The 20,817-nt window shown below is 46.4% G+C and carries 21 protein-coding genes; 8 read left to right on the top strand and 13 right to left on the bottom strand.

Features of this window, described 5'->3' with window-relative positions; all coding sequences use genetic code 11:
• Nucleotide 1: 1 nt before the first annotated feature.
• Nucleotides 2-1,318: an anaerobic C4-dicarboxylate transporter family protein gene (locus tag AC6I1F_RS01990; protein WP_289163837.1), complete on the bottom strand. Its 1,317-nt coding sequence runs from the start codon at nucleotides 1,316-1,318 to the stop codon at nucleotides 2-4.
• A 168-nt stretch (nucleotides 1,319-1,486) separates the two neighbouring features.
• Here AC6I1F_RS01990 and AC6I1F_RS01985 point away from each other — a divergent pair, with 168 nt between their 5' ends.
• From AC6I1F_RS01985 to purB, 3 genes are all read left to right on the top strand, one after another.
• The gene (locus AC6I1F_RS01985) at nucleotides 1,487-2,518 is read left to right on the top strand and encodes a LysR family transcriptional regulator (protein WP_289171983.1); all 1,032 of its coding nucleotides are present in this window, start codon (nucleotides 1,487-1,489) and stop codon (nucleotides 2,516-2,518) included.
• Nucleotides 2,519-2,567: 49 nt separating this feature from the next.
• Nucleotides 2,568-3,422, top strand: coding sequence for a DMT family transporter (locus AC6I1F_RS01980; RefSeq protein WP_289171984.1), 855 nt, complete (start codon nucleotides 2,568-2,570; stop codon nucleotides 3,420-3,422).
• 117 nt (nucleotides 3,423-3,539) lie between these two features.
• Nucleotides 3,540-4,904 (top strand): adenylosuccinate lyase, encoded by a 1,365-nt coding sequence (purB, locus tag AC6I1F_RS01975; protein ID WP_289171985.1) that lies wholly within the window; start codon nucleotides 3,540-3,542, stop codon nucleotides 4,902-4,904.
• 76 nt (nucleotides 4,905-4,980) lie between these two features.
• Here the strand turns inward: purB and AC6I1F_RS01970 are convergent, their stop codons facing one another.
• Together AC6I1F_RS01970 and fba are read right to left on the bottom strand one after the other, a co-directional pair.
• Entirely contained in the window at nucleotides 4,981-5,379 is a 399-nt protein-coding gene (locus AC6I1F_RS01970) for a diacylglycerol kinase (RefSeq protein WP_289171986.1), read from the bottom strand.
• 48 nt (nucleotides 5,380-5,427) lie between these two features.
• Nucleotides 5,428-6,492, bottom strand: coding sequence for a class II fructose-bisphosphate aldolase (fba, locus tag AC6I1F_RS01965; protein WP_289171987.1), 1,065 nt, complete (start codon nucleotides 6,490-6,492; stop codon nucleotides 5,428-5,430).
• 357 nt (nucleotides 6,493-6,849) lie between these two features.
• On the opposite strand from fba, the gene AC6I1F_RS01960 reads away from it, so the two are divergent.
• The gene (locus AC6I1F_RS01960) at nucleotides 6,850-7,104 is read left to right on the top strand and encodes a hypothetical protein (protein WP_289077677.1); all 255 of its coding nucleotides are present in this window, start codon (nucleotides 6,850-6,852) and stop codon (nucleotides 7,102-7,104) included.
• 332 nt (nucleotides 7,105-7,436) lie between these two features.
• On the opposite strand, the gene AC6I1F_RS01955 is transcribed toward AC6I1F_RS01960, so the two are convergent.
• From AC6I1F_RS01955 to AC6I1F_RS01935, 5 genes are all read right to left on the bottom strand, one after another.
• On the bottom strand, nucleotides 7,437-8,507 hold the full coding sequence (locus AC6I1F_RS01955) for a porin (protein ID WP_289077678.1): 1,071 nt from the start codon (nucleotides 8,505-8,507) through the stop codon (nucleotides 7,437-7,439).
• Nucleotides 8,508-8,583: 76 nt separating this feature from the next.
• Entirely contained in the window at nucleotides 8,584-10,242 is a 1,659-nt protein-coding gene (locus AC6I1F_RS01950) for an HAL/PAL/TAL family ammonia-lyase (RefSeq protein ID WP_289171990.1), read from the bottom strand.
• A 36-nt stretch (nucleotides 10,243-10,278) separates the two neighbouring features.
• Complete coding sequence (locus AC6I1F_RS01945; RefSeq protein WP_289164040.1) at nucleotides 10,279-10,641, bottom strand: cytochrome c3 family protein; 363 nt, start codon at nucleotides 10,639-10,641, stop codon at nucleotides 10,279-10,281.
• 2 nt (nucleotides 10,642-10,643) lie between these two features.
• On the bottom strand, nucleotides 10,644-11,216 hold the full coding sequence (locus AC6I1F_RS01940; RefSeq protein WP_289164038.1) for an FAD-binding protein: 573 nt from the start codon (nucleotides 11,214-11,216) through the stop codon (nucleotides 10,644-10,646).
• Nucleotides 11,213-12,175, bottom strand: coding sequence for an oleate hydratase (locus AC6I1F_RS01935; protein ID WP_289164037.1), 963 nt, complete (start codon nucleotides 12,173-12,175; stop codon nucleotides 11,213-11,215). Before AC6I1F_RS01935 ends, AC6I1F_RS01940 begins: the two co-directional genes overlap by 4 nt.
• 128 nt (nucleotides 12,176-12,303) lie before the next feature.
• Here AC6I1F_RS01935 and AC6I1F_RS01930 point away from each other — a divergent pair, with 128 nt between their 5' ends.
• From AC6I1F_RS01930 to AC6I1F_RS01920, 3 genes are all read left to right on the top strand, one after another.
• Nucleotides 12,304-12,903: a TetR/AcrR family transcriptional regulator gene (locus tag AC6I1F_RS01930; protein WP_289077682.1), complete on the top strand. Its 600-nt coding sequence runs from the start codon at nucleotides 12,304-12,306 to the stop codon at nucleotides 12,901-12,903.
• A 184-nt stretch (nucleotides 12,904-13,087) separates the two neighbouring features.
• Nucleotides 13,088-14,311, top strand: coding sequence for an IS1634 family transposase (locus AC6I1F_RS01925; protein ID WP_497801588.1), 1,224 nt, complete (start codon nucleotides 13,088-13,090; stop codon nucleotides 14,309-14,311).
• Between the two features lie 26 nt (nucleotides 14,312-14,337).
• Nucleotides 14,338-14,985, top strand: coding sequence for an IS1634 family transposase (locus AC6I1F_RS01920; protein WP_290173566.1), 648 nt, complete (start codon nucleotides 14,338-14,340; stop codon nucleotides 14,983-14,985).
• Between the two features lie 194 nt (nucleotides 14,986-15,179).
• Here the strand turns inward: AC6I1F_RS01920 and AC6I1F_RS01915 are convergent, their stop codons facing one another.
• On the bottom strand, nucleotides 15,180-15,485 hold the full coding sequence (locus tag AC6I1F_RS01915) for a UTRA domain-containing protein (RefSeq protein ID WP_353939319.1): 306 nt from the start codon (nucleotides 15,483-15,485) through the stop codon (nucleotides 15,180-15,182).
• Between the two features lie 365 nt (nucleotides 15,486-15,850).
• Here AC6I1F_RS01915 and AC6I1F_RS01910 point away from each other — a divergent pair, with 365 nt between their 5' ends.
• Nucleotides 15,851-16,138, top strand: a complete 288-nt coding sequence (locus AC6I1F_RS01910) for a hypothetical protein (RefSeq protein ID WP_289077701.1) — start codon at nucleotides 15,851-15,853, stop codon at nucleotides 16,136-16,138.
• 150 nt (nucleotides 16,139-16,288) lie between these two features.
• On the opposite strand, the gene AC6I1F_RS01905 is transcribed toward AC6I1F_RS01910, so the two are convergent.
• From AC6I1F_RS01905 to AC6I1F_RS01890, 4 genes are read right to left on the bottom strand one after another with little or no spacing between them, the layout of a single operon-like run.
• Nucleotides 16,289-16,930: a response regulator transcription factor gene (locus tag AC6I1F_RS01905; RefSeq protein WP_251451670.1), complete on the bottom strand. Its 642-nt coding sequence runs from the start codon at nucleotides 16,928-16,930 to the stop codon at nucleotides 16,289-16,291.
• Nucleotides 16,908-18,686, bottom strand: a complete 1,779-nt coding sequence (locus AC6I1F_RS01900) for a sensor histidine kinase (protein ID WP_289171469.1) — start codon at nucleotides 18,684-18,686, stop codon at nucleotides 16,908-16,910. The genes AC6I1F_RS01905 and AC6I1F_RS01900 overlap by 23 nt, the downstream gene beginning before the upstream one ends.
• A gap of 12 nt (nucleotides 18,687-18,698) precedes the next feature.
• Entirely contained in the window at nucleotides 18,699-19,049 is a 351-nt protein-coding gene (locus AC6I1F_RS01895) for a cytochrome c3 family protein (protein ID WP_290150589.1), read from the bottom strand.
• 58 nt (nucleotides 19,050-19,107) lie between these two features.
• A complete protein-coding gene (locus tag AC6I1F_RS01890) occupies nucleotides 19,108-20,688 on the bottom strand; it encodes an FAD-dependent oxidoreductase (RefSeq protein ID WP_304626734.1) in 1,581 nt (526 codons plus the stop codon).
• Nucleotides 20,689-20,817: the final 129 nt, after the last annotated feature.

Genomic DNA, 20,817 nt, shown 5'->3' with positions numbered 1-20,817 from the left:
ATTAGAAAACGAAGTATGAGATAACCAAGCCAATAAGAATCGAGCTGATGCAAGTCACGAAGCCGGGCAGCTGGAAACTGTGATTCAATACATACCTGCCGATTTTTGTTGTTCCTGACCTATCGAAAGTTATTGCGGAAATCGCACTGCCTGTCGCTGGGAAGAAGAAGAGACCGTTAACAGCCGGGGCAAAGGCGACGAGAGATCCCAACGGGAGACCAAGCGATACACCCAGGGGCATGATCGATCTTGTGGTAGCTCCCTGACTTAACAACAGAGCTGACATAACGAAGATCATAACGGCAAAGAGGATCGGGAACTCTTGGACTACTCCTCCTAGACTTTCAATAATGAAAGCTTTATGTGCAAGGAAGAATGTATCTGTCATCCACGCAATACCGAAGATTGCAATAACCCCAGTCATACCTGCCGAGAACACGCTGCTTCGAGCGATCTTTGACGGCTGCACGTTGCATGCAATAACCATAATGAAAGATGTAAGAAACGCAATGATCTCAATAGCATTGGGAATAGAGAGATAGGTTGTCTTGCCGTTCACTAGCCACGAAGGCATTAGAGTCTTAACACTACCCAAGAGAACAATTGCCAAAACACCGATTGCAAATAGAACGACTGAAACAATAGCTTCTCTACTCGGTTTGTAGTTCTTTTGCTCTCCTTTGTTAAAAGTTACTTCGCCGCTTTCAATTAATTTCAGGAATTCGGGATCTTTTTCAAGGTCAAGGCCTTTCTTATAAACACTCAGCGCCCCAATCATGATGCCAAGGAAAATGGCTGGAACAAGCACAGCCATTATCTGCCCCAGAGACACACCCTGAGCCGCCAGAACTGCTAACAGAGCCGCTGTGGAAGCTGAAACCGGGCTTGCTGAAATACCATGCTGACTTGCAACCATCGCGATCGACATCGGACGTTCAACACGAATCTTCGCTTCTAATGCCACTTCGCAAATAACCGGATACACAGCAAGTGCAACGTAACTGGTTCCGGTAAAAACCGTGAAGAGGAATGTCACGATGGGCGCCATAAATGTAATTCTCTGCGGTCTGCTGCGCAAAACCTTTTCAGCAATATGGACGAGAAAATCCAGTCCACCGGCAACCTGAAGAGTTGCTGCCATAGAAGAAACTGCAATGATGATAAGAAGAACATTCACCGGCGGTGATGCCGGTTTTAAACCGAATACAAATACTAGTAAGAACAAACCGACACCGCCGGCAAAACCCATTGCAACACCATTCTTTCGGGCTCCCAGCATGATGCAGGCCAGTATGATTATTGCCTGAATCCAAAGCATTTTTATTCTCCCATAAAGATTGAGAAGTGAGCTTAACGCTCAATTGCGAGAATTACATAAGTCATCTTTTCTTATCACTAACCCAAAAACAGTGAATAGTTAGAATTCATAACACTCAACTTATGCACCTACAACAGACTTTTCCTCGCAAAATGGATACAAGGGAAAATGGGAGCTAAAAATATGACGCAAAGTGTTTCCACATCAGAATTATTTTTAAGTCGCCAGGCTCTAATTTTTTTAAAAGCTGCTGAAACAAGAAATTTAAGCGTTACCGGGCAGTTTTTCGGGCTCACACAAAGCGCCGTATCTCGAGCAATGATCGACTGGGAAAAACAATGGGGTTGTTCTCTTTTTGACAGAACCTCAAGACCAATTTCTCTCACCGCTGAAGGAAAAGTTCTTCAACAGGAGCTGAACAAACAGCTTGAAGAATTTTTGAATCTTGCTGAAGAAATCAAACAGAAAAACAGACTGAAACCTATTTTGCGAATAGGCTGTGTTGAAAGCATGAGCGTAGATCTTCTTCCGCAGCTCATCATTAGGCTCAAATCAAAAACAAAACGGCTAACAACTGTTATTGCAACATCAAACTCCTTGTATCGCCAACTTCGAGAAGGCCAGTTAGACATCATAATTTCGAGTGATCCGTCGGCAGAGTTATCCGGTCTGAAACAAGTTCTTATTTTTCAAGAAGGAAGCCTGATAGTTCTTCCAAAACGTTTTGAAGGCGACCCCTGCTGCGAAAGCTGGCAAGGTTTACAGTTCTGCGGCATCCCCTTCATAAAGTACCACCACGCAACAGGGGGAGGAAAGCTAAATGATGTCTTCTTTCGCTCACTTGGTATCTCCCTGACCAATCAATTGGAAGTCGACAGCAACAGCACAATGCTTTCACTGATCGCAGAAGGAGTTGGCTGGACAATTTCTCGAGTCAGTACAATTCTTCAAAATAAGGCATACATGGATAAGATTTTCTTCACTAAGATGCCTAATCCCTTGTTAACAAGAAGGCTTTACGTACTCACAAGGCAAAGCGAACCTGAACTCCTCATGGAACAGGTCATCAAAGAAGTTTGCGACATCTTAAAAACAAAAATCTACCCACAGCTAATCTCCATCGCTCCTTGGATGGAAAAAGATATTTTTGTTCTGGATCCTAAAAAATCCATTTTTAGCTCATCTGAACAAGAACGTTAGTCAAAGGCGAAACCTTTTTAATTTTCTCGTCTCAAGAAGGAAAAAAACCATGAATCGCGGCCCCCTGCTCATCTTGTTAGGAGCACTATGTTTCAGTACTTCCGGAACCTTTCAGAGTTTTGCCCCGAACGGCGCAACCCCTTTTACGATAACAGAAGTACGAATGTTCATAGGCTCTCTGGGGCTGTTCTTTTGGTGTCTCGCGACAAATAGTTTGAATCTGTCATGGAAAAATATTCGTTGGAAATACATTTTATTAGTAGCAGTTTCACTTCTTCTATTTCAGTGGCTATTCTTTTCGTCCACCCTAAAAATTGGAGTTGCTGTTGGAACCATCATTGCAATTGGTTCAACGCCAATCTGGACCGCCATAATTGAATGGTTATTTTTTTCAAAAACTCCTTCCAGACGATGGTGTCTTTCGACGCTACTTGCCGTCGTAGGAATCATTGCATTGAATTGGCAGAGTATAGGATCAGGAATTTCTCCAATATATTCTTTCCTCCCGCTTTTAGCCGGATTAGCTTATGCCTGTGAAATCATATTTTCAAAGAAAGCAATGGAAAACGCTTCGGCTGAAGTCGTCATGATGTTCGTCATGTTATTTGTGGCACTTATAAATCTGCCTACTCTCTTTTTCTTCTCTTTAGATTGGGTTTTCAGTTTAAGAGGAGCATTTGTTGCTCTGGGGCTTGGCTTAGTCACCGCAACATTAGCTTTTTCATTTTTCTTTAGCGGAGCAAGAACGACTTCTGCCGCTGTAGCTTCAACACTTGGAATGATGGAGCCGCTCGGAGCTGCTGTTTGGGGCATTCTTCTGCTTCACGAACCTTGTGGGTTACTTGTATTTGTTGGAATCAGCCTAATCCTTATTTCCATCTTCATACTGATCGAAAAAAATTAGATAAACCTCTCGTGCTGCTTACACTGCAATGGCAAGAATTACTAACGTCTCGCATTGCATACGTATATTGGCTGATAAAATATGGGCTCCCAATTTTTTACTTTAAAAGTAATCATCATGGAATTGTCTGCTTTAACCGCTGTTTCCCCGCTTGACGGCCGCTACGGACGCCAAACTGAAGCCCTGCGCGATATCTTCTCTGAATTCGCATTTATGCGTGCCCGAGTCACCGTCGAAGTCGAATGGCTCATCGCACTTGCCGAGTTCAATCTTCCCGAACTTAAAGATCTCTCCAAAGAGGACAAACTCTATCTGCGCGGTCTGGTTTCCAGTTTCTCCGTCGAAGACTGCAAAGCCATCAAGTCCATCGAAGCAACAACAAACCATGATGTAAAGGCTGTTGAATACTGGATCAAGAGCAAAATGGAAATCAACGAACATCTCGCCGCCGCAAGCGAGTTCGTTCATTTCGGCTGCACTTCAGAAGACATCAACAACACGTCTCACGCCTTAATGCTCTCCGCAGGCCGCGAGCTGCTCTGCTCCCACCTGCAGACCATTATCAATAAGCTCAAAGAATTTGCGCACGAATGGGCCGGCGTCTCCATGCTTTCTCGCACACACGGCCAGCACGCTTCTCCGACCACTGTCGGTAAGGAAATGGCCAACTTCGTCGCTCGTCTTGAAAACGCGGTTCAGGCTATTGAGTCCGTCAAGCTTCTCGCGAAGATGAACGGCGCTGTCGGCAACTACAACGCCCACACCATCGCTTATCCGGACCGTGATTGGCCCGCTTTCTCCCGCAACGTCATTGAAAACCGTCTGCACCTCACGTTCAATCCCTACACCATCCAGATTGAACCGCATGACTACATGGCTCAGCTCTTCAATGCGATCACACGCGCGAATACCATTCTCATTGACTTGGATCGCGACGTTTGGGGCTACATCTCTCTGAACTACTTCAAGCAGCAGCTCAAGGAAGGCGAAGTCGGCTCTTCCACAATGCCGCATAAGGTCAACCCGATTGATTTCGAAAACTCCGAAGGCAACCTCGGAATGGCAGACGCCTTCTTTACGTTCCTCTCCCAGAAACTGCCGATCTCCCGCTGGCAGCGCGACCTCACTGATTCAACAGTCCTTCGCAATTTAGGCGTTGCTTTTGGCTACAGCATCGTCGGCTACACATCGTTAATGCGAGGCCTCAATAAGCTGCGTCTGAACGAAGAAGCGATCTCCGCTGATCTGGATAACTCTTGGGAAGTTCTGGCTGAAGCGATTCAGACCGTGATGCGCCGCTATGGTGTTCCGCATCCCTACGAACAGCTCAAAGCGCTGACACGCGGAAAAGGCATTACACCGGAAACTCTGCACGCCTTTGTTACCCAGCTTGAAATTCCGGCTGATGCGAAAGAATCTCTGCAGAAGCTGACACCGCACGATTACATCGGTATTGCTGAGCAGCTCGCTAAAGACATCTAATCGTCTTTACAGGAAAACCGCCGGACGTTTCGAACGCACGGCGGTTTTAATTTTTTTGCTTTAAATTTAGAGACTTCTAGAGGAAAGTATCCGCAAGAATACTGACCCAAGTAATAAGGGCAAACGTTAGCGCAAGAAGCACCGCGGCGCTCCCTAAGTCTTTTGCTTTTCCGGAGAGCGGATGAATTTCTCCTCCGAAACGATCCACCACCGCCTCGATCGCGGAATTGAGTACTTCAACAATCAAAACAAGAATAACGGAGCCAATCAGCAGAAGTTTGTAAACCAAAGAAACCGGTAAAAGTACTGCGACCGGAATCAGAATGACGGCTAAGACGGATTCCTGACGAAAAGCGTCCTCGGTTTTCCAAGCTGCTTTAAAGCCCTGAGCAGAATAGCGAGTCGCGTTAATTAAACGTCTGAGTCCGGTTTTGCCTTTAAGTTCGGAGGCGTCTTTCGGTTGCGGTTTTGTCATGGATCAATAGTTAAAAAAGACCGCCGAAGCGGTCTGTTCGAATCGGAATTACTTAACCTTCTGCGCCAGAACGCCTTCGCTATAGAGGCGAGCCATTTCCGGAAGCGGCAGCGGGCTGATCTTGGAAGCCTGTCCTTCGCATCCGAAAGCAAGGTATCTGGACTTGCACATTTCAACAGAAGCCTGTTTAGCGGCCTTGAGATAAGCTCTCGGGTCAAAGGCTTCAGGATTTTCTACGAAGTACTTGCGAATTGCGGCAGTCATCGCCAAACGAATGTCGGTGTCGATATTAACCTTGCGAACACCATACTTAGTCGCTTCGACGATTTCTTCAACAGGCACGCCGTATGTTGTGCGGAACTGACCGCCGTATTTGCGGATTTCTTCCAGGTATTCCTGAGGAACAGAGGAAGAACCGTGCATCACGAGATGTGTGTTCGGAATACGCGCATGAATTTCTTTTACACGCTGAATCGAGAGGATGTCGCCTGTCGGCTTGCGTGTGAACTTGTATGCGCCGTGACTTGTACCGATCGCAATCGCCAAAGCGTCAACCTGTGTTTCTTTGACGAATTCTGCAGCCTGATCCGGATCAGTTAAAAGCTGATCACGAGTCATTTCAGCGTCAGTGCCGTGTCCGTCTTCCTTGTCGCCCTTCATGGTTTCGAGAGAACCGAGGCAACCCAGTTCGCCTTCAACAGAAACGCCGACTTTGTGCGCAAAGCCGACAACTTCCTTTGTCACGTTCACGTTGTATTCGAAAGTCGAAATTGTCTTTCCGTCGCTCATGAGGGAGCCGTCCATCATGACAGAAGAGAATCCAAGATCGACTGCGCCCTGGCACACAGCCGGGCTCTGACCATGGTCCTGATGCATACAAACAGGAATATGCGGATAGGATTCAATAGCGGCCTTGATCAGGTGTTCAAGGAATCGTTCTCCTGCGTACTTACGAGCGCCTGCTGAAGCCTGCATGATGACAGGAGCATTGACCTCGTTTGCGGCCTGCATAATGGCCTGAACCTGCTCGAGGTTATTGACGTTAAAGGCGGGAATACCGTAGTTATTTTCTGCTGCGTGGTCAAGAAGTTGACGCAACGACACAAGAGCCATTTTTTTCTCCGAAAGTTAGAAGGGTCCAACAGAACCCTAATCTGGTAATTTTACCTAAAGTAAATCAATGAGGACAATCCTTTTTGTCTTTGGCAGCCGAAGAATTGTCACTTTTCCCTTTAGAGTGAAACCTAAACCACACACTTATTGTCAATCGGCTCAGAGAAAAGATTTGCCTCTGCTCCTCTCGGTTGAAAATAGCTAAATCCCCTGCCCATACGCTTATTCCTGCGGCTCTCTGGAATTGTGAACTCTTTTTCCGGAGTCGGTCGTCTTAAAAGTGGGAACACCAAAAGTAAGCGGTAAATCTTATAATGCTCGTGAAGGGGGTGACTTATGAGCATCATGGACAGCGTTATGCAAAGCACCGTAGGATTTGTTCTTCTTATCTTAATCGGTCTGGTCAGACTCCCGTTGCTTGTCTTGGTTCCGGTCGCAGGCGTCATTCTTGTATGGAAAGCCATCGGAGAGATTTCCAATCCCTTTTTTCGTGACTTACTGCACGGTCTTTTCCTGTGGCTTTTTCTGGTTGTTTTCGTCATCAAAACCACAAATATTAATTGGTTCCGTAAGCACCTCTGGAGGCTTCCTGAATTGAAAGATCCTCAATAAAATGTCAAACGACAAGTTTAGTGACCCGTCGCTGAACTAACCCCATGGGCTGAGACTCTTAGCTTGTAAAAGGGGCTGGAGTGAAAGTTAAAAAAGTCTTCAAGAGAAAGGGAGATTGTAGAGTGTCCACGTTGCGGCTATTTCCCGGAAAAGGCTTTAAAACCCGCTGAATCGTTGAACTACGAAGTCGCTAAAATCTATTCATGCCTTGGCACTCAAGGGATACACAGCGAAGTCGTTTAAAAAATCAAGACGGAATCAGGAAAACGCCTATGCCTAACAAGGTCTCTGTCAGGCATAGGCTAGGTATCATTCAATTGGAAATGTTGTGATTAGAAGCTGTGGCTCACACCCAAACAAACGGTCCAGGAATTAAATGCGGACTTATATTCATCGGTATTAAGAAGCTTATTTGCCTTTCCATAGCCTCCGTACACATAAGTTAGCGTGCGTTTGCTCACAGGGTACTCGTAAGCCGTGCCTGCAGACCAGATATTGTATTTTTTCCCAGAATGGTTAGATTTGCCATGCGCATAGTTACCTTCAAACTTCCATTCTCCGCCCCAGGCTTTACGACCAACCGCCGCTGTCACTGCGTGCTGAGAGACTCCTTTTCTGCCTTGCATCGCATAATTCCAGCCCGGCAGCATCTGACTATTATGAGCATACTGGTAGCCGGCCCAAAACGTCCAATCTCCAAAACCCTGCTGACCTCCTAGAGTAAAAAGCTGCGTAGACTTGGCGCCAAGGTCTTTGTTATCAAGTAATTCCCATATAACGCTAAAGATCGTTTCATTGTGAGAATAGTCCAAGCCAATACCATAGTAATGAGAATTCTTAGACCACTTCTGATTATCCTCTCCCTCACTGTTCAGGCCTGTCCCGTTTGAATACATCGCTGTAATAGACATCCCGGAAAACTCTGGAGATCGATAAACCACAAGATTGTCCATCCTGTCACTCACAATAAACGCGCTGGCTAAATTTCCATCCGTGTAGTATGAGGTCCATAGTGCTCCGCCGTGAAGGATGGTATACGTTCCGCAGTCTGAAGAAAGACCTCCGGCACGACCAAAAGCTAATTCGCCCCACTTGCCTTTGACCTGAAGCAGTGCCTCTCTACTAAAAGCTTTTCCAGCATAGGCTTCTGATCCGTCATCAGCATTAAACCCTTGTTCGAGAATAAACCCAACGGAATTGCCATTGCCTAAATCCTCAACTCCCCTTAAACCGAAACGGCTGCCTGCGTAAATACCGTTATCCATTTTTACAACGGCAGATTCTCCTTTGTGCTTCGTCACAGTGACAGCCTCGTCAATCACGCCATAAAGAGTAACTTCGGAAGCAGTTGCGTTCAGACAGGCAGCAGATATAAGAGCTGAGAGAAGAAGTTTACATTTCATATAAAATTCCTTGTACCCGGCAGCCTGCACAGGCTGCCGAGAGTAATTATTGAAATTAGTGCGTCGTTATCACAAGTTATTTAACTTGTGTGAACTCGATATTTTTGAGCACGCGAAGGCCATTGTTGATATCCGGGGTGTAGAAACGATCTTTAGAAACAAACGGAACAACTTTGCGATACTGTTTCAGAAGCTGTTCAGTACCTTCACCCATTTGCTTACCTTCCTGTTTTCTCATATCCATGGCCTGAGTGGTATGAAGGACTTCATAGGCGTAGATTTCATAACCTATATCAGCCACCTTGGAAAGCCGATCGGCCGTAAGGTTAACATTGGAGAAAGTTTCTTCAATACCGATTGAAGTCGGAACTCCGTAACCAATGGCGCTATTCGTCAGAGCCATCGCCTCGGCGTAAAGACCAGACATTGACTGAGCAATATTGGCAAATCCGTCTCCTCCGTTATTTTCTTTTGCAACGAGGTAAGTCGGCAGGCCGGTCCTGTGGCCGTCTACAAGCTGAGTCGTACGCCAAGCCGAGGTATGAATAACCTGGCCAATCGCTTTAGTAAGAGATTCCAGCTGGAGCGCAAGCTGAGTATTGTCAAAGTTAGAACAGGAGTTAACAAACACATTCGGCTTACCAGCACGCATTTCATCTAAGACCTCAGCGCTGCTATACCAAAGATCATTCCTTGCGTTGGTATTAACAATCGGATTATCCGTAGTGTGATTAATCGCTGTATTTAAGAGGTCTTTAGCCTGTCGAAGCTCTTCCTGTGCCGCTGCAAGGATATAGCCTGCAGAACGGAAGCTAAGAGGATCTTGCAGATAACGTTTTGAATCTTTTTTCCACAAATATGAACCCTTCAGATTCGCCAAAACAGCTTCAGCCGCTTCGTGCCCTTGGGGCCAGCCTTTTGTATCAACCGTATGCCAAAGGTATGGCGACACATTACCGTTCAGAGCTTCAAGACTGGAAGCAATTACGACAGGACTTAACTTCAGATAATGCTCAGCTTTCTTTACTGCCGCAATTGATTGGGCTTCTGCAACATTACTATTGGAAAGAATGGAAATACCATCCATCCCGAACGGATGATAAGGGGATAATTTAAGCTGCTGACGAACCTGAGCAGCGGGAACTCGTTTCCCCTTATAGCTCACATCCCACTCTCCCATTAAAGCCAAACCAATGTGTGTCACCATGCTCAGATCGTTAGCACCTTCGGATCCTCTGGAGGGGATCAGGGGGCAAACATCATTGTTGATGTACTCCATGTAAGCGTTTGCGGCTGCTTCACTCATTCCGGTAAAGCCTGCTGCCATCTGATTCAAACGGATCACCATCGCCATCTTGGAGATACGATCGTCAAAGAATGGTTCTAAACCGGCCGCCTGAATGCGCATTTGTCTTTCGTTAAACTGAATAGAAGCCGATCGGTTTGGTTCATCTTCTACAGATGATCCGGCAACTTTCTGATCTTTCAACGCGCCATAATTCACAGTCAGCCCGTAAATATCTCGTCCGTCTGTGGCTGCGTCAATCGGTGCTTTATATGAAGCCTTAATGCGTTTCCATCCGTCATCAGAAACCTTGACAGTTTCTCCGGGCTCCGAAATTTTCCATAGCTCATCTACAGAAAGGCTCTTTCCATCTAAGACGTGTGTGGCAGCCGACGCCGAAGCTGTTAATAACAAGCCAACCACAGGCACAATGAATTTGCTGATACACATGATTTCTCCTTGGTAAAAATGATCTAGAGTTGTTTACTATCTAAAATTCTGCCATTCAACTTTATGACAGTTACTGCAAAGGTCCTTACTCTGCTTATGTTCTGAGTGACATACTGAACATTCCACCGTATTGCCATAGTGAGCAGATTGATGAGGGTACTTATCTTTTGAGTTCTTTTTGGTCTGTATCTTTTCCATCGGACCGTGGCAAGCAACACAAGCGTCACTCTTGGGCTTCGAGAAATCAGTTTGTGCACCGTGACAAACAGAACACTGCATTTGAGAAGCCATTTTATGCTTCATCGGCATTCCGGCCAGATCTGAGGCAAACGCTCCTTGAATTCCAAGACAAAATAACACCAGACCAAGTATCGTATTTTTTTTCATTTTCTTGCCCATTCCTATTTCTGCGTTCCCACGTTTCTCGTTTCGACTAAAGCTGCTGCGTTCCGTCCGGCCTCCAAACCAAAGACCATACAGTCGACAGAAGAGCATCCGCCAAGACGGTCCATCCCGTGTACACCACCCGTTATTTCTCCGGCTGCATAGAGTCCGGAAATTGGCTTGAGCGTTTCATAAGAAATAACTTCTGCCTTCGGCGTAATAGCCACTCCACCCATGCAGTAGTGAAGTTTCGGAGTCAGTCTCATGGAGTAGAAGGGTGCTTCCAACTTTTGCTTAACATCTAAGGGCTTTTCAAACGGATCTTGTTTTTTCCCAGCCACGATTTCGTTGTATTCTGAAATTTGCTTCTTCAGCGCATCGAGCGGGATATCGTAAGCTTTGGCCAAGTCTTCAGTTGTCGAATGACGAAATACGCAGCCATCCCGATAAGCAGCTTTAAACCCTTCGGCGTGCTCTGTTGTTTTTTCTGAGCAGAACACAATCGGATAGTTAATTTTATCGGCGTCGCTCTGAGTTAGAACTTTCAATTGCGCCTCTGCACGCGTTCTCCTGTCCGCCAACTCATTCATATAACGGTTCCCGGTTTTCGGATTAATCGAGATACCTTCAGCAAAAGCGTAGTAGCGAAGAAACTGGCTGGTCCGGCACCTTTCTCATCGGGAGAAGCCCAAGGTCCCAACTGATACATATCCAGCATTGTAGGAAGAGCTCCGGCCTTCAGAAGAGCTCTGAGCATTTCGGCTGTTGCACCCGGCTGAGATGTGCATTCAAGAAGGGCATAAGCCGGCATCGTAGTCTTAACGAACGAATTGTCCTGTCCCCAGCCGCCTGTACAGACAACCACCGCTCCCTTCGTTCCGATCGTCTTTGTTCTTGACGACTTCCCTGTTTGCCAGTCATATCCCTCATTGACACGCACACCTCTGACCTTCCCGTCAGTCACTATAAGTTCAGTAACTTGTGTGCGATTTCTAAATTGAACCCCTCGGCTCTTGAGCCAATTATGAATCGGCACAACAATACCTCCGCCAGAGGCGCTTGCGGGGACTAGCGCTCTGGGAGTACTGTGGCCGCCTAAACGAATCACCTTGTCTTTGAGTTCTACACCGCATTCATCGAGCATCCCGCAAACACTTGCCGCATCCTCGGCAAATTTCCTGGCAAGAGAGGGATGATTAAATCCTCTGCCAGCCTTGTACATATCTCCCACCATCAGCTCGACTGAGTCTGTAATACCAAGGGCTTTTTGCTTCGGGCTCAATGGAAGTGACATCAGACCACCGCACAGGCACGAATTTCCGCCAAAAGCTTCCATTTTTTCAAGAATCAAAATATCTTTAAGACCTGCTTTCAATGCAGCATATGCAGTAGCTAATCCGGCAAATCCGCTTCCTACAATGACAAGGTCGTGACTTTCAGAGTAATTAGTTTCGGCAGCACTAACAGTTCCTGCAAGGGCCGATCCTATGCTTCCAGCAACTATTCCTTGTAAAAGACTGCGGCGTTTTATTGAGATTGATGGTTTCATTTTCTTCCTTAATTTACTATACCGTCCAGACGGTTTATATATTAACTAACTGATTTTATACGAGCTATTAGTGTTTTCTCGCATATTTATTTTTTTGTGTTAGTCTTCTTGGCAGGATGGATCAAAAAATGATTGAACAAGAAAATCAACTGAGAAATAAGAGTCGGCAAAAAGGCAGAAGAAGTTCCGGCGTCGAAACGAAAGAACTGATTTTGGGCGCGACACGAGAAGTTGCCGTCAAATACGGCGTCTCACAGCTCACCATTGATGCCGTAGCTGAAGCCGCAGGCGTAAGTAAGGGTGGCGTTCTTTATCATTTCCCTAGTAAGAAAAGTCTCATCACGGCCCTTATGCAGCAGTATGTGGATCACCTTTCTCAAGAGCTCGAGACTGCACTCTCTCATCAAAAGGGTAAGTCTTATCCCCTTGTTCGGGCCTTCATCGAGTGGTTCCGAAAAAGCAATGGCATTGAGCCTGAAAATCGTACTTGGGGTGCGGCAATTTTTGCTGTTCAGGCTTTTGATCTTTCCCTCATGGAACCTTTACAGTCTTGGTACCGCAGTCTATTTCAGAGAATACGCGACAGCATCGGGGACAAAAATCGAACGGCAGAAGCCGTTCTCGCAGTAGAAGGCTTATTCATGCTGTCTCTTTACAACATTTCATATTTTTCTGACAAAGAACTCGAAAATTTTCTACAATTTTTAGAAAATTCCATAGACAGTTAATCATCATCTACTTCTCAAAAACTGCGGCCACCTGCTGGGCTGGAGTTTTTCTTGTTTCTCACTTTTTAGCTAACTAAAAGCCTCATGAGCCCCGATGGGCTCTTATTTTTGCGCCTATTTTATTATTTGCTTTTACGTATTAACTATACGTATAACAATAGAGGTTTTATCCAGGTACGTACTCATGCACTACAGAATCGGATTCAGCTCTAAGAAAGAAAGCGCCAGTGTTTACATTGGATGCTCGGTAAGAAAACCAGGCGTCAACCACCCGGTACGGGAGATTGTTAAACGTCTTGGAAAGAAAAAAGATCTTCTGGAAAAGGATCCGAACGCACTTGAGAAGGTTCAGTTGGAAGTCGACGAGATGAACCGCGGTGTTCAAGGCAGGAAAATTGTCTCGACACCGGCCACTCTGGAGAACTTAAACTCTGAGCTGGCCGAGCTGATGCAAAACCAAAGTCTAATGAAAGATGCTCGATTCGATAACCGATGCGCCGGGGATCTTATCCTCAAGAGTATCTACGATGAATTGAATCTGGATTACAAACTGAACTACATTTCTAAGGATGCCGCTTTCAAGTATGACTTGGCAAAGATAACTAAGGATCTGGTGCTTCTCAGAGTCTTAAACCCTGCCTCGAAGCTGCGTTCCTCCGTTCACGGTCCGGCTGAGTATCTAGGCTTTTCCTCGGACAATGTCAACCACATCTATAAGTCCTTAGATGTTCTATGCAGGAACAAATCTGCAATCGTTGATTACGTTAATAAGCAGTTTGGTAAGCAAGTCCCGACAAGAAATACAGCTGTGTGCCTGTACGACATTACGACATACGCATTTGAAAGCACAGACCAGGATGCACTTCGTGACTTTGGATACTCGAAAGATAAGAAGTTCAACGAGGTACAGGTGGTGATGGCTCTTGCCACGGATCAGCAAGGATTACCGCTGGATTACTCTCTGTTCAAAGGAAATCAGGCGGAGGCGGCAACCATGGTGCCCTTCATATCCGAGCTCAAGAAAAAGTTCAAGGTATCAAACTTTACGGTTGTCGCCGACAGAGGCTTAAACAGCAAAGCCAACATTGACGCACTGGTTAAGCTTGGCAATAACTACGTTCTATCCTCAAAGATCCGAGGCGCCAGTGAAGACATCAAAGCTCAGGTACTTGACCCTGAGGGGCGCAAGCCGCTGATCCGTACAGGCAGTGACGGTGAGGTCATTGAAGAAGGCTGGTACAAGGAACTGCATGTTACGGAGCCGATTCTTTATAGATATCCGAATTATGTCTTTGAGCAGAATGATGAGAAAAAGCTGGAGGATTTAGAAAATCAACTCAATCACAAAACAACTAAGTCGGCAAAGAACGTTAAAAGCACGATCAAACGCAGATACATAATCACGTGACTCCGTCCCGCGCCGCCAAAGATAGAATGGATCGAGACAGGCTAATCAGGGAAGCCAACTTGCTGATAGAGCATCCCTCCAACATAAAAGCCAATTTCAAACGAGGCGGAAGAAGCTTTGTAATTGTGGACATGCAGCAGAAGACGGCCGGACCGGGCAGTAATCTCATTGAAGAGCAGGAACAATTTGACGGGATTCACGTCGTGGAAACTTCCTTGGACTCTCCCGCACAAGAAGTCTTAGCGATTTATGGGAATCTGCGGCGCCTAGAAAACAGCTTTAGAAACCTGAAAAGCTCTCTGCAGGCAAGGTCGGTTTATGTTCGACTGCCGGAACATGTCAGAGGCCACTTCTTAACCTGTTATCTGGCGCTGTGCATCAGTAGATACCTAGAGCATAAATTGAATGACGCCGGCAAGCATAGGACTCCGGATGAAATTGTCCATAGCCTAAATTCAGCCAGCATTGCGTTGATTAATCCAACCCAAAAAGTTGAGTTCTACGGGACAAGCGGATTTAATGAGACAGTTGCGGACATTATGTCCGTAGCCGGGTTAACTGTCCCTGACACATTTGAACAGCCCAGTACCCTCAGGAGAAAGCTGAAAGTCTTTGCTGCTATGAGAGACCTATTTACTTCTACTACGACAAAAAATAAAAAAGAAAAAACCTAGCAACATTGATAACACGGGCTTCAAGGTTTTTTATGACTCTAAAAGTGTAGAAAACAGATGTTTCCTTTTTACTTGTCATAGGCACCTCGAAGTAGTGAAGTCATTGTAGCGGCTGCTGCAGCTTCAAAAAAACTGCTCTAGCCGTGCTAACGAAAGGTTACAGGGAATCGACATCTTTAAAGGTTTGGTTTGCCCTAAATGCCTTTCGAAAGTTTTTTCTTAGCAGAAATCGAAAACGAGAACTTGTCAGCCGGATGATACGACAGTGAGGCCACGATGGTTCTGCCCCATTCATCCAAATATTGCCTAAGTATTCTTAACGAGGGGCTTTTAACCGGCAAATTAAAATACTGAGCAACCCTTTCAGGCATTTCCGTTCCACTGAAGGTTTGGCGGACCTCAACACACTCTCTTCCGGTAGTTTGCTCAACTAACGATACGATTAACTCCGAGGGATGATTTTTAATGATATTTAGTACGTTTTTCGCATTAGGAAGAATATAGACAAAGGTAACAACAACCGGTTTGGGGATCTCTGTCTTGTCCTAAAAATAGTTGACTACTTTAAGTACAAGGCAATAGTCGTACATACGGCCTGCCTACATACTTGTTATTGCTGAAATACGGTTGGCAATCATCATTAAGCATCCAAAAGACGCTGGAAAGGTTTCCACGCAGTTGCAAAAAACACCTTGCTTCAGCAGCAGAAAGAAAAGCAGATTGTTAAACTTCCTTGACCTCCGTAAAACCTTCAGGTGCCATAATTGGAAGGGGATAAAAGAAAAACGCGGGCCTACACCTGACACAAAAAAAAGTCTTCGAGAAAAACGTGGTAATCCTATAATGTAAACAGGGGGAACTTGGTATGGATCTCGTTACGTTGCTGTTGGTGGGCATTTTTGGTTCTGCATTTCTTGTTTTTTACAGCTATCTTCTCGGTCTTTTTCTCCTGCCTCTTGTAGTATTGCTTCTATGTGCAGTTCTTATCATATGTTATGAAGGCCTCGGAGCATTGATTGAGGCCAACCCTGCTTGGCTGGAATATTTCGGTTATTTTTTGGGTTACATCATTGCGATTTGGCTTTTCTCAAAAACCAAAATCTATAAACGCATGAATGATTGGTTGATAGAAAAAATAGCGCGAATGTATTGAAGGCAAAGAAGACCTGCTTTCTAGACGTCCATTGTTGGTCCGGGAAGGATCGGTCTTCTGCGTCCCTAATTTACCGTATATGACCATCACTGCAGCGGCATCCGGACTCCGATGACGCTCTTCCTCAAGCTTTCTGTGGTGAAGGCTCTTTCAGTTTCCCGGCGATAGCGCCTTTTCAATGACACCTAAACAAGCCAGCAGTTCACTCTTGCTGTGAACATTAAATTTTTTTGAAAGATTTAATCGATGTCCCTGCACCGTCCGCTCTGAAAGACCTAGCCGTTCCGCAATCTGACGACTAGTGAGCCCTTTGACAACAAGATTCAAAATGTCTTTCTCTCGGACACTGAGCTCATTAAATATCTCAATCAGCTCCCGAGCTGAAAGTCCGGACTCCTTTGCCAGATATTTCCTTGCACACTCGTCTAGAACAGCTTCAAGTTTTTCAGAGGTCACCGGCTTCGTTAAAAAATCAAATGCGCCTCGCTTCAATGTTCGTACCGCCGTATCTACGTCGGCATGTCCTGTGATAATCACAATTTGAAGCTTACAGGCTTCCTCAATCAGCTTCTGCTGAAGAGTAAGCCCCGACATCCCCGGCATACGAATATCCAATAAAACGACACCGGCAATATCGCGGTTGTCCTTCTCTAAAAACTCAGCGGCGCTCGAGTACCCGACCGACTTCCATCCTAAACAAGTCAGAAGAAACTGCAGCCCCGTGAGAACGCCGGGATCATCGTCAACAATTCGTACCAGGAAACGAGATTTAATCTTGTCTTCCGTTGCCATCGCTTTCCTCTTTCCATAAGCCAAAGCAAACTTTGACAGTCAAACCGCCATTGTCATTCGCTCGAAAATCAATCGTGCCGTTCATTGCTTCAAGAATTGAATGAACCACTTTCAGTCCCAATCCCAGACCTTCGCGCTTATCACTCTTTAAGACATTAAGAGATAAATTTTTCACGTCTTGTTCAGACATCTTTCGACCTTCATTTGAGACTGTCAGGCAGGCAGTCTCTCCGGAGGTTTTCAGCTGAATGTCCGTAGCCCCTTGAACCGCAGAACACTCTTCGAGCGCGTTCTTCAATAAGTTCCAGACAAGAATCTCAATTTCAACCGCATCAGCCTCGATAAATACGCTCTCTTCAATGTCAGGAGTATGGAGAGTCGCCTCAGGGAATTTAACTGCCAATGTTTGGCAGATTTCATGAAGGATCGAGGAAATATCCACTTTTGAATCCCGCGATGCCGTCTGTTTGGAGTACTCGCGAACCTTATTAACAATTGACGAGGCTCTGTCTAACTCCTTGTCCATATTACTGACACTGTAAAGAAGCACCGAATCGCTGATAGCGGTTTTGCTCCTAAGCAGCGCTTTTAATCCGTCCACAAAATACTTGCAGGCAGCAAGCGGCTGATTCATTTCGTGAGCAAACATCGACGAAAGCTGAGCGACCAGATTCAACTTCTGCTCTGTTTCCATCTTGGCGGTCAGCTCCTGTGCGCGTTTTTCTACCTCTCGTCTCGTCCTTTCCGCCGCTAAAAGCCGCTTCGTTGCGCGGTCGATAAGCTTTTGAGCGCGCCAGCTGTGGACAATCAATCCTAAAACGCCAAGAATAATGATGGCAAAGATCGGCCAAAACTCTTTCAGAACGCGCTTTGCCGACCATTGATTCAGATATTCATAGGGCCCGACGCGAAGAGATTTGTACAGTTCGTCCACCGGTTTAAAGTCTGTCGCTATTGACCAATGCTGACCGGTCGGCCCCGGTTTCATGGAAAGCAATGCAACTGCGACCTGGCGGGCCAATTCAGACTTAACGCTGAATGTCGCAGCGAAAGTGTTGTTGGGATATGCGCTCGTAGAGTGCAGACAAGCAATCTTTCCAGGTCTGGGCGCTACAACTTTGATTTTGTCGAACACTGCAATGTTTTGGTACTCGTGTTCTTCAAGCCAGCAGGCCCTGATGAAGGCAACTTCCGCCCGGCCCGAAATAACTTCGTCCAGCAGTTTATGCGCTGACTCTCCGACAAAATGCGTCGACGAAAAAAAATTCTTCGGGTCGTAGCCGTGTTTCACCAACTCCGCTATGCCAATCCGATACCCGTGAAAGGCCGATTCATAATTGGCCGCGAAGGTTTTGCCGCGCATATCTTCCAGAGTCTTAATATCGGTTCTGTCCCTTCTCGTGATGAATGCGCCTGCTGTCCCGAAGTTAGGCTCCGGCTTCTCGTTTGTGACCACCGTCGCAATGTCACGGGCACCAAACCTCAGCATTCGATAGAAAAATCCGGAACTTGCGTAGAAGAAATCGATCTTCCCCTCTTTAACCGCATTCTCCAGATCGGCGGAGCTGTAGACCTTCGCAATAACTTTCCTCGGCGCGAAGACTTTTTGAAGATGCTTCAGACTCGGAGAAAAGTCCATATCGTTGCTAAGGGGCGCGGAGAAATGTATCAGACCAATAGTGATCGGCTTCTCAGAAGACTCGGAGAAGCCGACGATGGGAATCAAGAGTAGGAGGATAAGAATTTTCCGCAGCATCTTCACTTTAGTTTAACCGCCGTGACAAGAAGAGCACTTCTTCAGCCGGTAATTATGATGGCATGCGTAACAAGGCTCAAGAGATGCCGATTCATCTTTGTAGCCGGGCTTTGGAGGCATTGAGTGCTGCGCATGACAATCAATACACTCTGTCGCGTTCTTGTCCGGACCTCCTGCATGAGGAATCCACACATGGGGATTGACGGGACCGCTGTCAGAGTTGGCTTGAACGTTTTTCTTGATCAGGTCATCGAACGTCGGACCATGGCAAGCCAAGCACTGCTCTTTTTTCATCATCTCTTCTGCCGCTTGAGCTGAAAAAACTGAGCAGGCAAGAAGAATCATAACTGCAAAATATTTCATGGCTGTTTCATTTGCACCCGGCAGCGCTGCCGCCGGGCTATTTGATTTCTAAAGATGTTTAATTTCCGGCTGCGTGTTCACCGGCCCAGCGGCCCGGCATGATGGCACGAGGCATGCCGTTGCCTACATAAAGACCACCGGCGCTTTCGCCTGCCGCATAAAGGCCTTTGATCGGTTTCATATCCTGACCAAGAACCTGGGCATTATCATTGATCGCAAGACCGCCCGTAAGGTTATGCACGCAGAGTACGAGACGTACCGCATGGAAGGGACCGGTTTCGATCTTCTTCGTCAGGCTTTCTGCGGGCTTGTCGAAATCATCATCTTTCTTTGCATCAACGAACGTGTTGTAGCGAGCAACTGTCTTTTCAAGGTTGGGCTGATTGGTCAGTTTCGCAAGCTCGGCAAGACTATTCGCTGTAAACGCATAGTTCTCTTCACATGTCGGAGCCTTGGTATCCCAGTGATATTTCTTGGCAGTGGCATCGTCAAAGACTGTCCAGAGGAATTGATCAGGCTGAGCCAGAGCGACATCGTAGAAAGAGTAGCCGCCGAGATTTGCCTTATCGACTTCCTTCACAAAACGGCCGCCGCTCTTGTTGGTGAAAATAACTTCTGCCCAGCGCGGACCTGAGATGCCAAGGCCCGGAGCGCCGTATTTGCTGCCTTTCGGGAAACCGTAGTGAGCCGTACCAAATTTTCTTCTCAAATGCGGAGTGTCTTCACAGCGATCGCCAACAAGCATACCGCCGGCGCGTACACCTGCAAGAATGGCACTGCCGTCCGGTGCAACAAACGGATAACCGGTGGAAATCATATTTTCTGTGAATCTCGGATCCGTCAAACGACGGAGTTCAGGATTGGCCTTCCAAGAACCGCCTGCAAGAACAACTCCTTTGGAAGCCTTGATATTCATGATTCCGCCGTCAGGATTCTGAACTTTAGCTCCGATTACCGCGCCTTCAGGAGACACATACACGTCAAGAAGCTTGTGCTCCAACAGAATCTGGCCGCCTTTTCCTGTGAAATATTGGTAGAACGGCATCATGATGCCGCGACCGGTCATGAAACCGCCGCTCGGCTGAGGCTTTCTTCCGCCGACACCGCTATCGCTCCACCAAATGTGGTGGTAAGACTCATGATGCTGAGAATCGTACTTACCGGGTTTTGTGAATGTCGGAAGGAAGCGGACACCATGATTCTCAAGCCAAACCTGAGTTTCCGGACACCACGTGGAGTATTTTGCAATAAGTTCAGGAGTATTTTTACGGTACTCGTGATGAAGTGGGTTAGTCAGCTTCTTGTACAGAAGCTCAGGCGAATCCTCCACGCCGTGTTCTTTTTGAGTGCGAGTGCCGCCGCCCAAAGCGATAATGCCGCCGTTAATGATGGCGCACCCGCCATAGTTCTTACCTTTTTCAAGAACGAGAACTTTGGCATTTTTATCCATCGCTGAAATGGCTGCAGACATACCTGCGATGCCTGATCCGGCGACAAGAACCTCAGTTTCAGCGTCCCATTTTGAGGGAAGTTTGAGTGTCGCTTCATCGGCTGCATGAGCTGTAGAAGCAGCGCTGAGGGCTCCGCCCAGTGAGGCAAAGGCAGAAGCTTTAAGGAAAGAACGACGAGATGTAGTCATTTTGTTTGCTCCTTGGTTTTGAGTTGATTCATTGTTGTTTCAAATGAATTTTCTCCCTTGGAACTGCTCGAGTAATTTGATTTTTATCAAAAGAGATGCTCTTTTTAATTATCCAAGGATGCGGACAAA

The sequence above is a fragment of the Parasutterella sp. St.1A3 genome (assembly GCF_059728705.1).
The sequence above is the reverse complement of the archived record's forward strand: the minus strand, read 5'-3'. Positions and strand labels throughout refer to the sequence as shown.

Bases quoted from the DNA above. Each gene is read 5' to 3' on its own strand.
- AC6I1F_RS01990 (WP_289163837.1), bottom strand. From the start codon at position 1,318: ATGCTTTGGATTCAGGCAATAATCATACTGGCCTGCATCATGCTGGGA.
- AC6I1F_RS01985 (WP_289171983.1), top strand. From the start codon at position 1,487: ATGGGAGCTAAAAATATGACGCAAAGTGTTTCCACATCAGAATTATTT.
- AC6I1F_RS01980 (WP_289171984.1), top strand. From the start codon at position 2,568: ATGAATCGCGGCCCCCTGCTCATCTTGTTAGGAGCACTATGTTTCAGT.
- purB (WP_289171985.1), top strand. From the start codon at position 3,540: ATGGAATTGTCTGCTTTAACCGCTGTTTCCCCGCTTGACGGCCGCTAC.
- AC6I1F_RS01970 (WP_289171986.1), bottom strand. From the start codon at position 5,379: ATGACAAAACCGCAACCGAAAGACGCCTCCGAACTTAAAGGCAAAACC.
- fba (WP_289171987.1), bottom strand. From the start codon at position 6,492: ATGGCTCTTGTGTCGTTGCGTCAACTTCTTGACCACGCAGCAGAAAAT.
- AC6I1F_RS01960 (WP_289077677.1), top strand. From the start codon at position 6,850: ATGCAAAGCACCGTAGGATTTGTTCTTCTTATCTTAATCGGTCTGGTC.
- AC6I1F_RS01955 (WP_289077678.1), bottom strand. From the start codon at position 8,507: ATGAAATGTAAACTTCTTCTCTCAGCTCTTATATCTGCTGCCTGTCTG.
- AC6I1F_RS01950 (WP_289171990.1), bottom strand. From the start codon at position 10,242: ATGTGTATCAGCAAATTCATTGTGCCTGTGGTTGGCTTGTTATTAACA.
- AC6I1F_RS01945 (WP_289164040.1), bottom strand. From the start codon at position 10,641: ATGGGCAAGAAAATGAAAAAAAATACGATACTTGGTCTGGTGTTATTT.
- AC6I1F_RS01940 (WP_289164038.1), bottom strand. From the start codon at position 11,216: ATGAATGAGTTGGCGGACAGGAGAACGCGTGCAGAGGCGCAATTGAAA.
- AC6I1F_RS01935 (WP_289164037.1), bottom strand. From the start codon at position 12,175: ATGAAACCATCAATCTCAATAAAACGCCGCAGTCTTTTACAAGGAATA.
- AC6I1F_RS01930 (WP_289077682.1), top strand. From the start codon at position 12,304: ATGATTGAACAAGAAAATCAACTGAGAAATAAGAGTCGGCAAAAAGGC.
- AC6I1F_RS01925 (WP_497801588.1), top strand. From the start codon at position 13,088: ATGCACTACAGAATCGGATTCAGCTCTAAGAAAGAAAGCGCCAGTGTT.
- AC6I1F_RS01920 (WP_290173566.1), top strand. From the start codon at position 14,338: ATGGATCGAGACAGGCTAATCAGGGAAGCCAACTTGCTGATAGAGCAT.
- AC6I1F_RS01910 (WP_289077701.1), top strand. From the start codon at position 15,851: ATGGATCTCGTTACGTTGCTGTTGGTGGGCATTTTTGGTTCTGCATTT.
- AC6I1F_RS01905 (WP_251451670.1), bottom strand. From the start codon at position 16,930: ATGGCAACGGAAGACAAGATTAAATCTCGTTTCCTGGTACGAATTGTT.
- AC6I1F_RS01900 (WP_289171469.1), bottom strand. From the start codon at position 18,686: ATGCTGCGGAAAATTCTTATCCTCCTACTCTTGATTCCCATCGTCGGC.
- AC6I1F_RS01895 (WP_290150589.1), bottom strand. From the start codon at position 19,049: ATGAAATATTTTGCAGTTATGATTCTTCTTGCCTGCTCAGTTTTTTCA.
- AC6I1F_RS01890 (WP_304626734.1), bottom strand. From the start codon at position 20,688: ATGACTACATCTCGTCGTTCTTTCCTTAAAGCTTCTGCCTTTGCCTCA.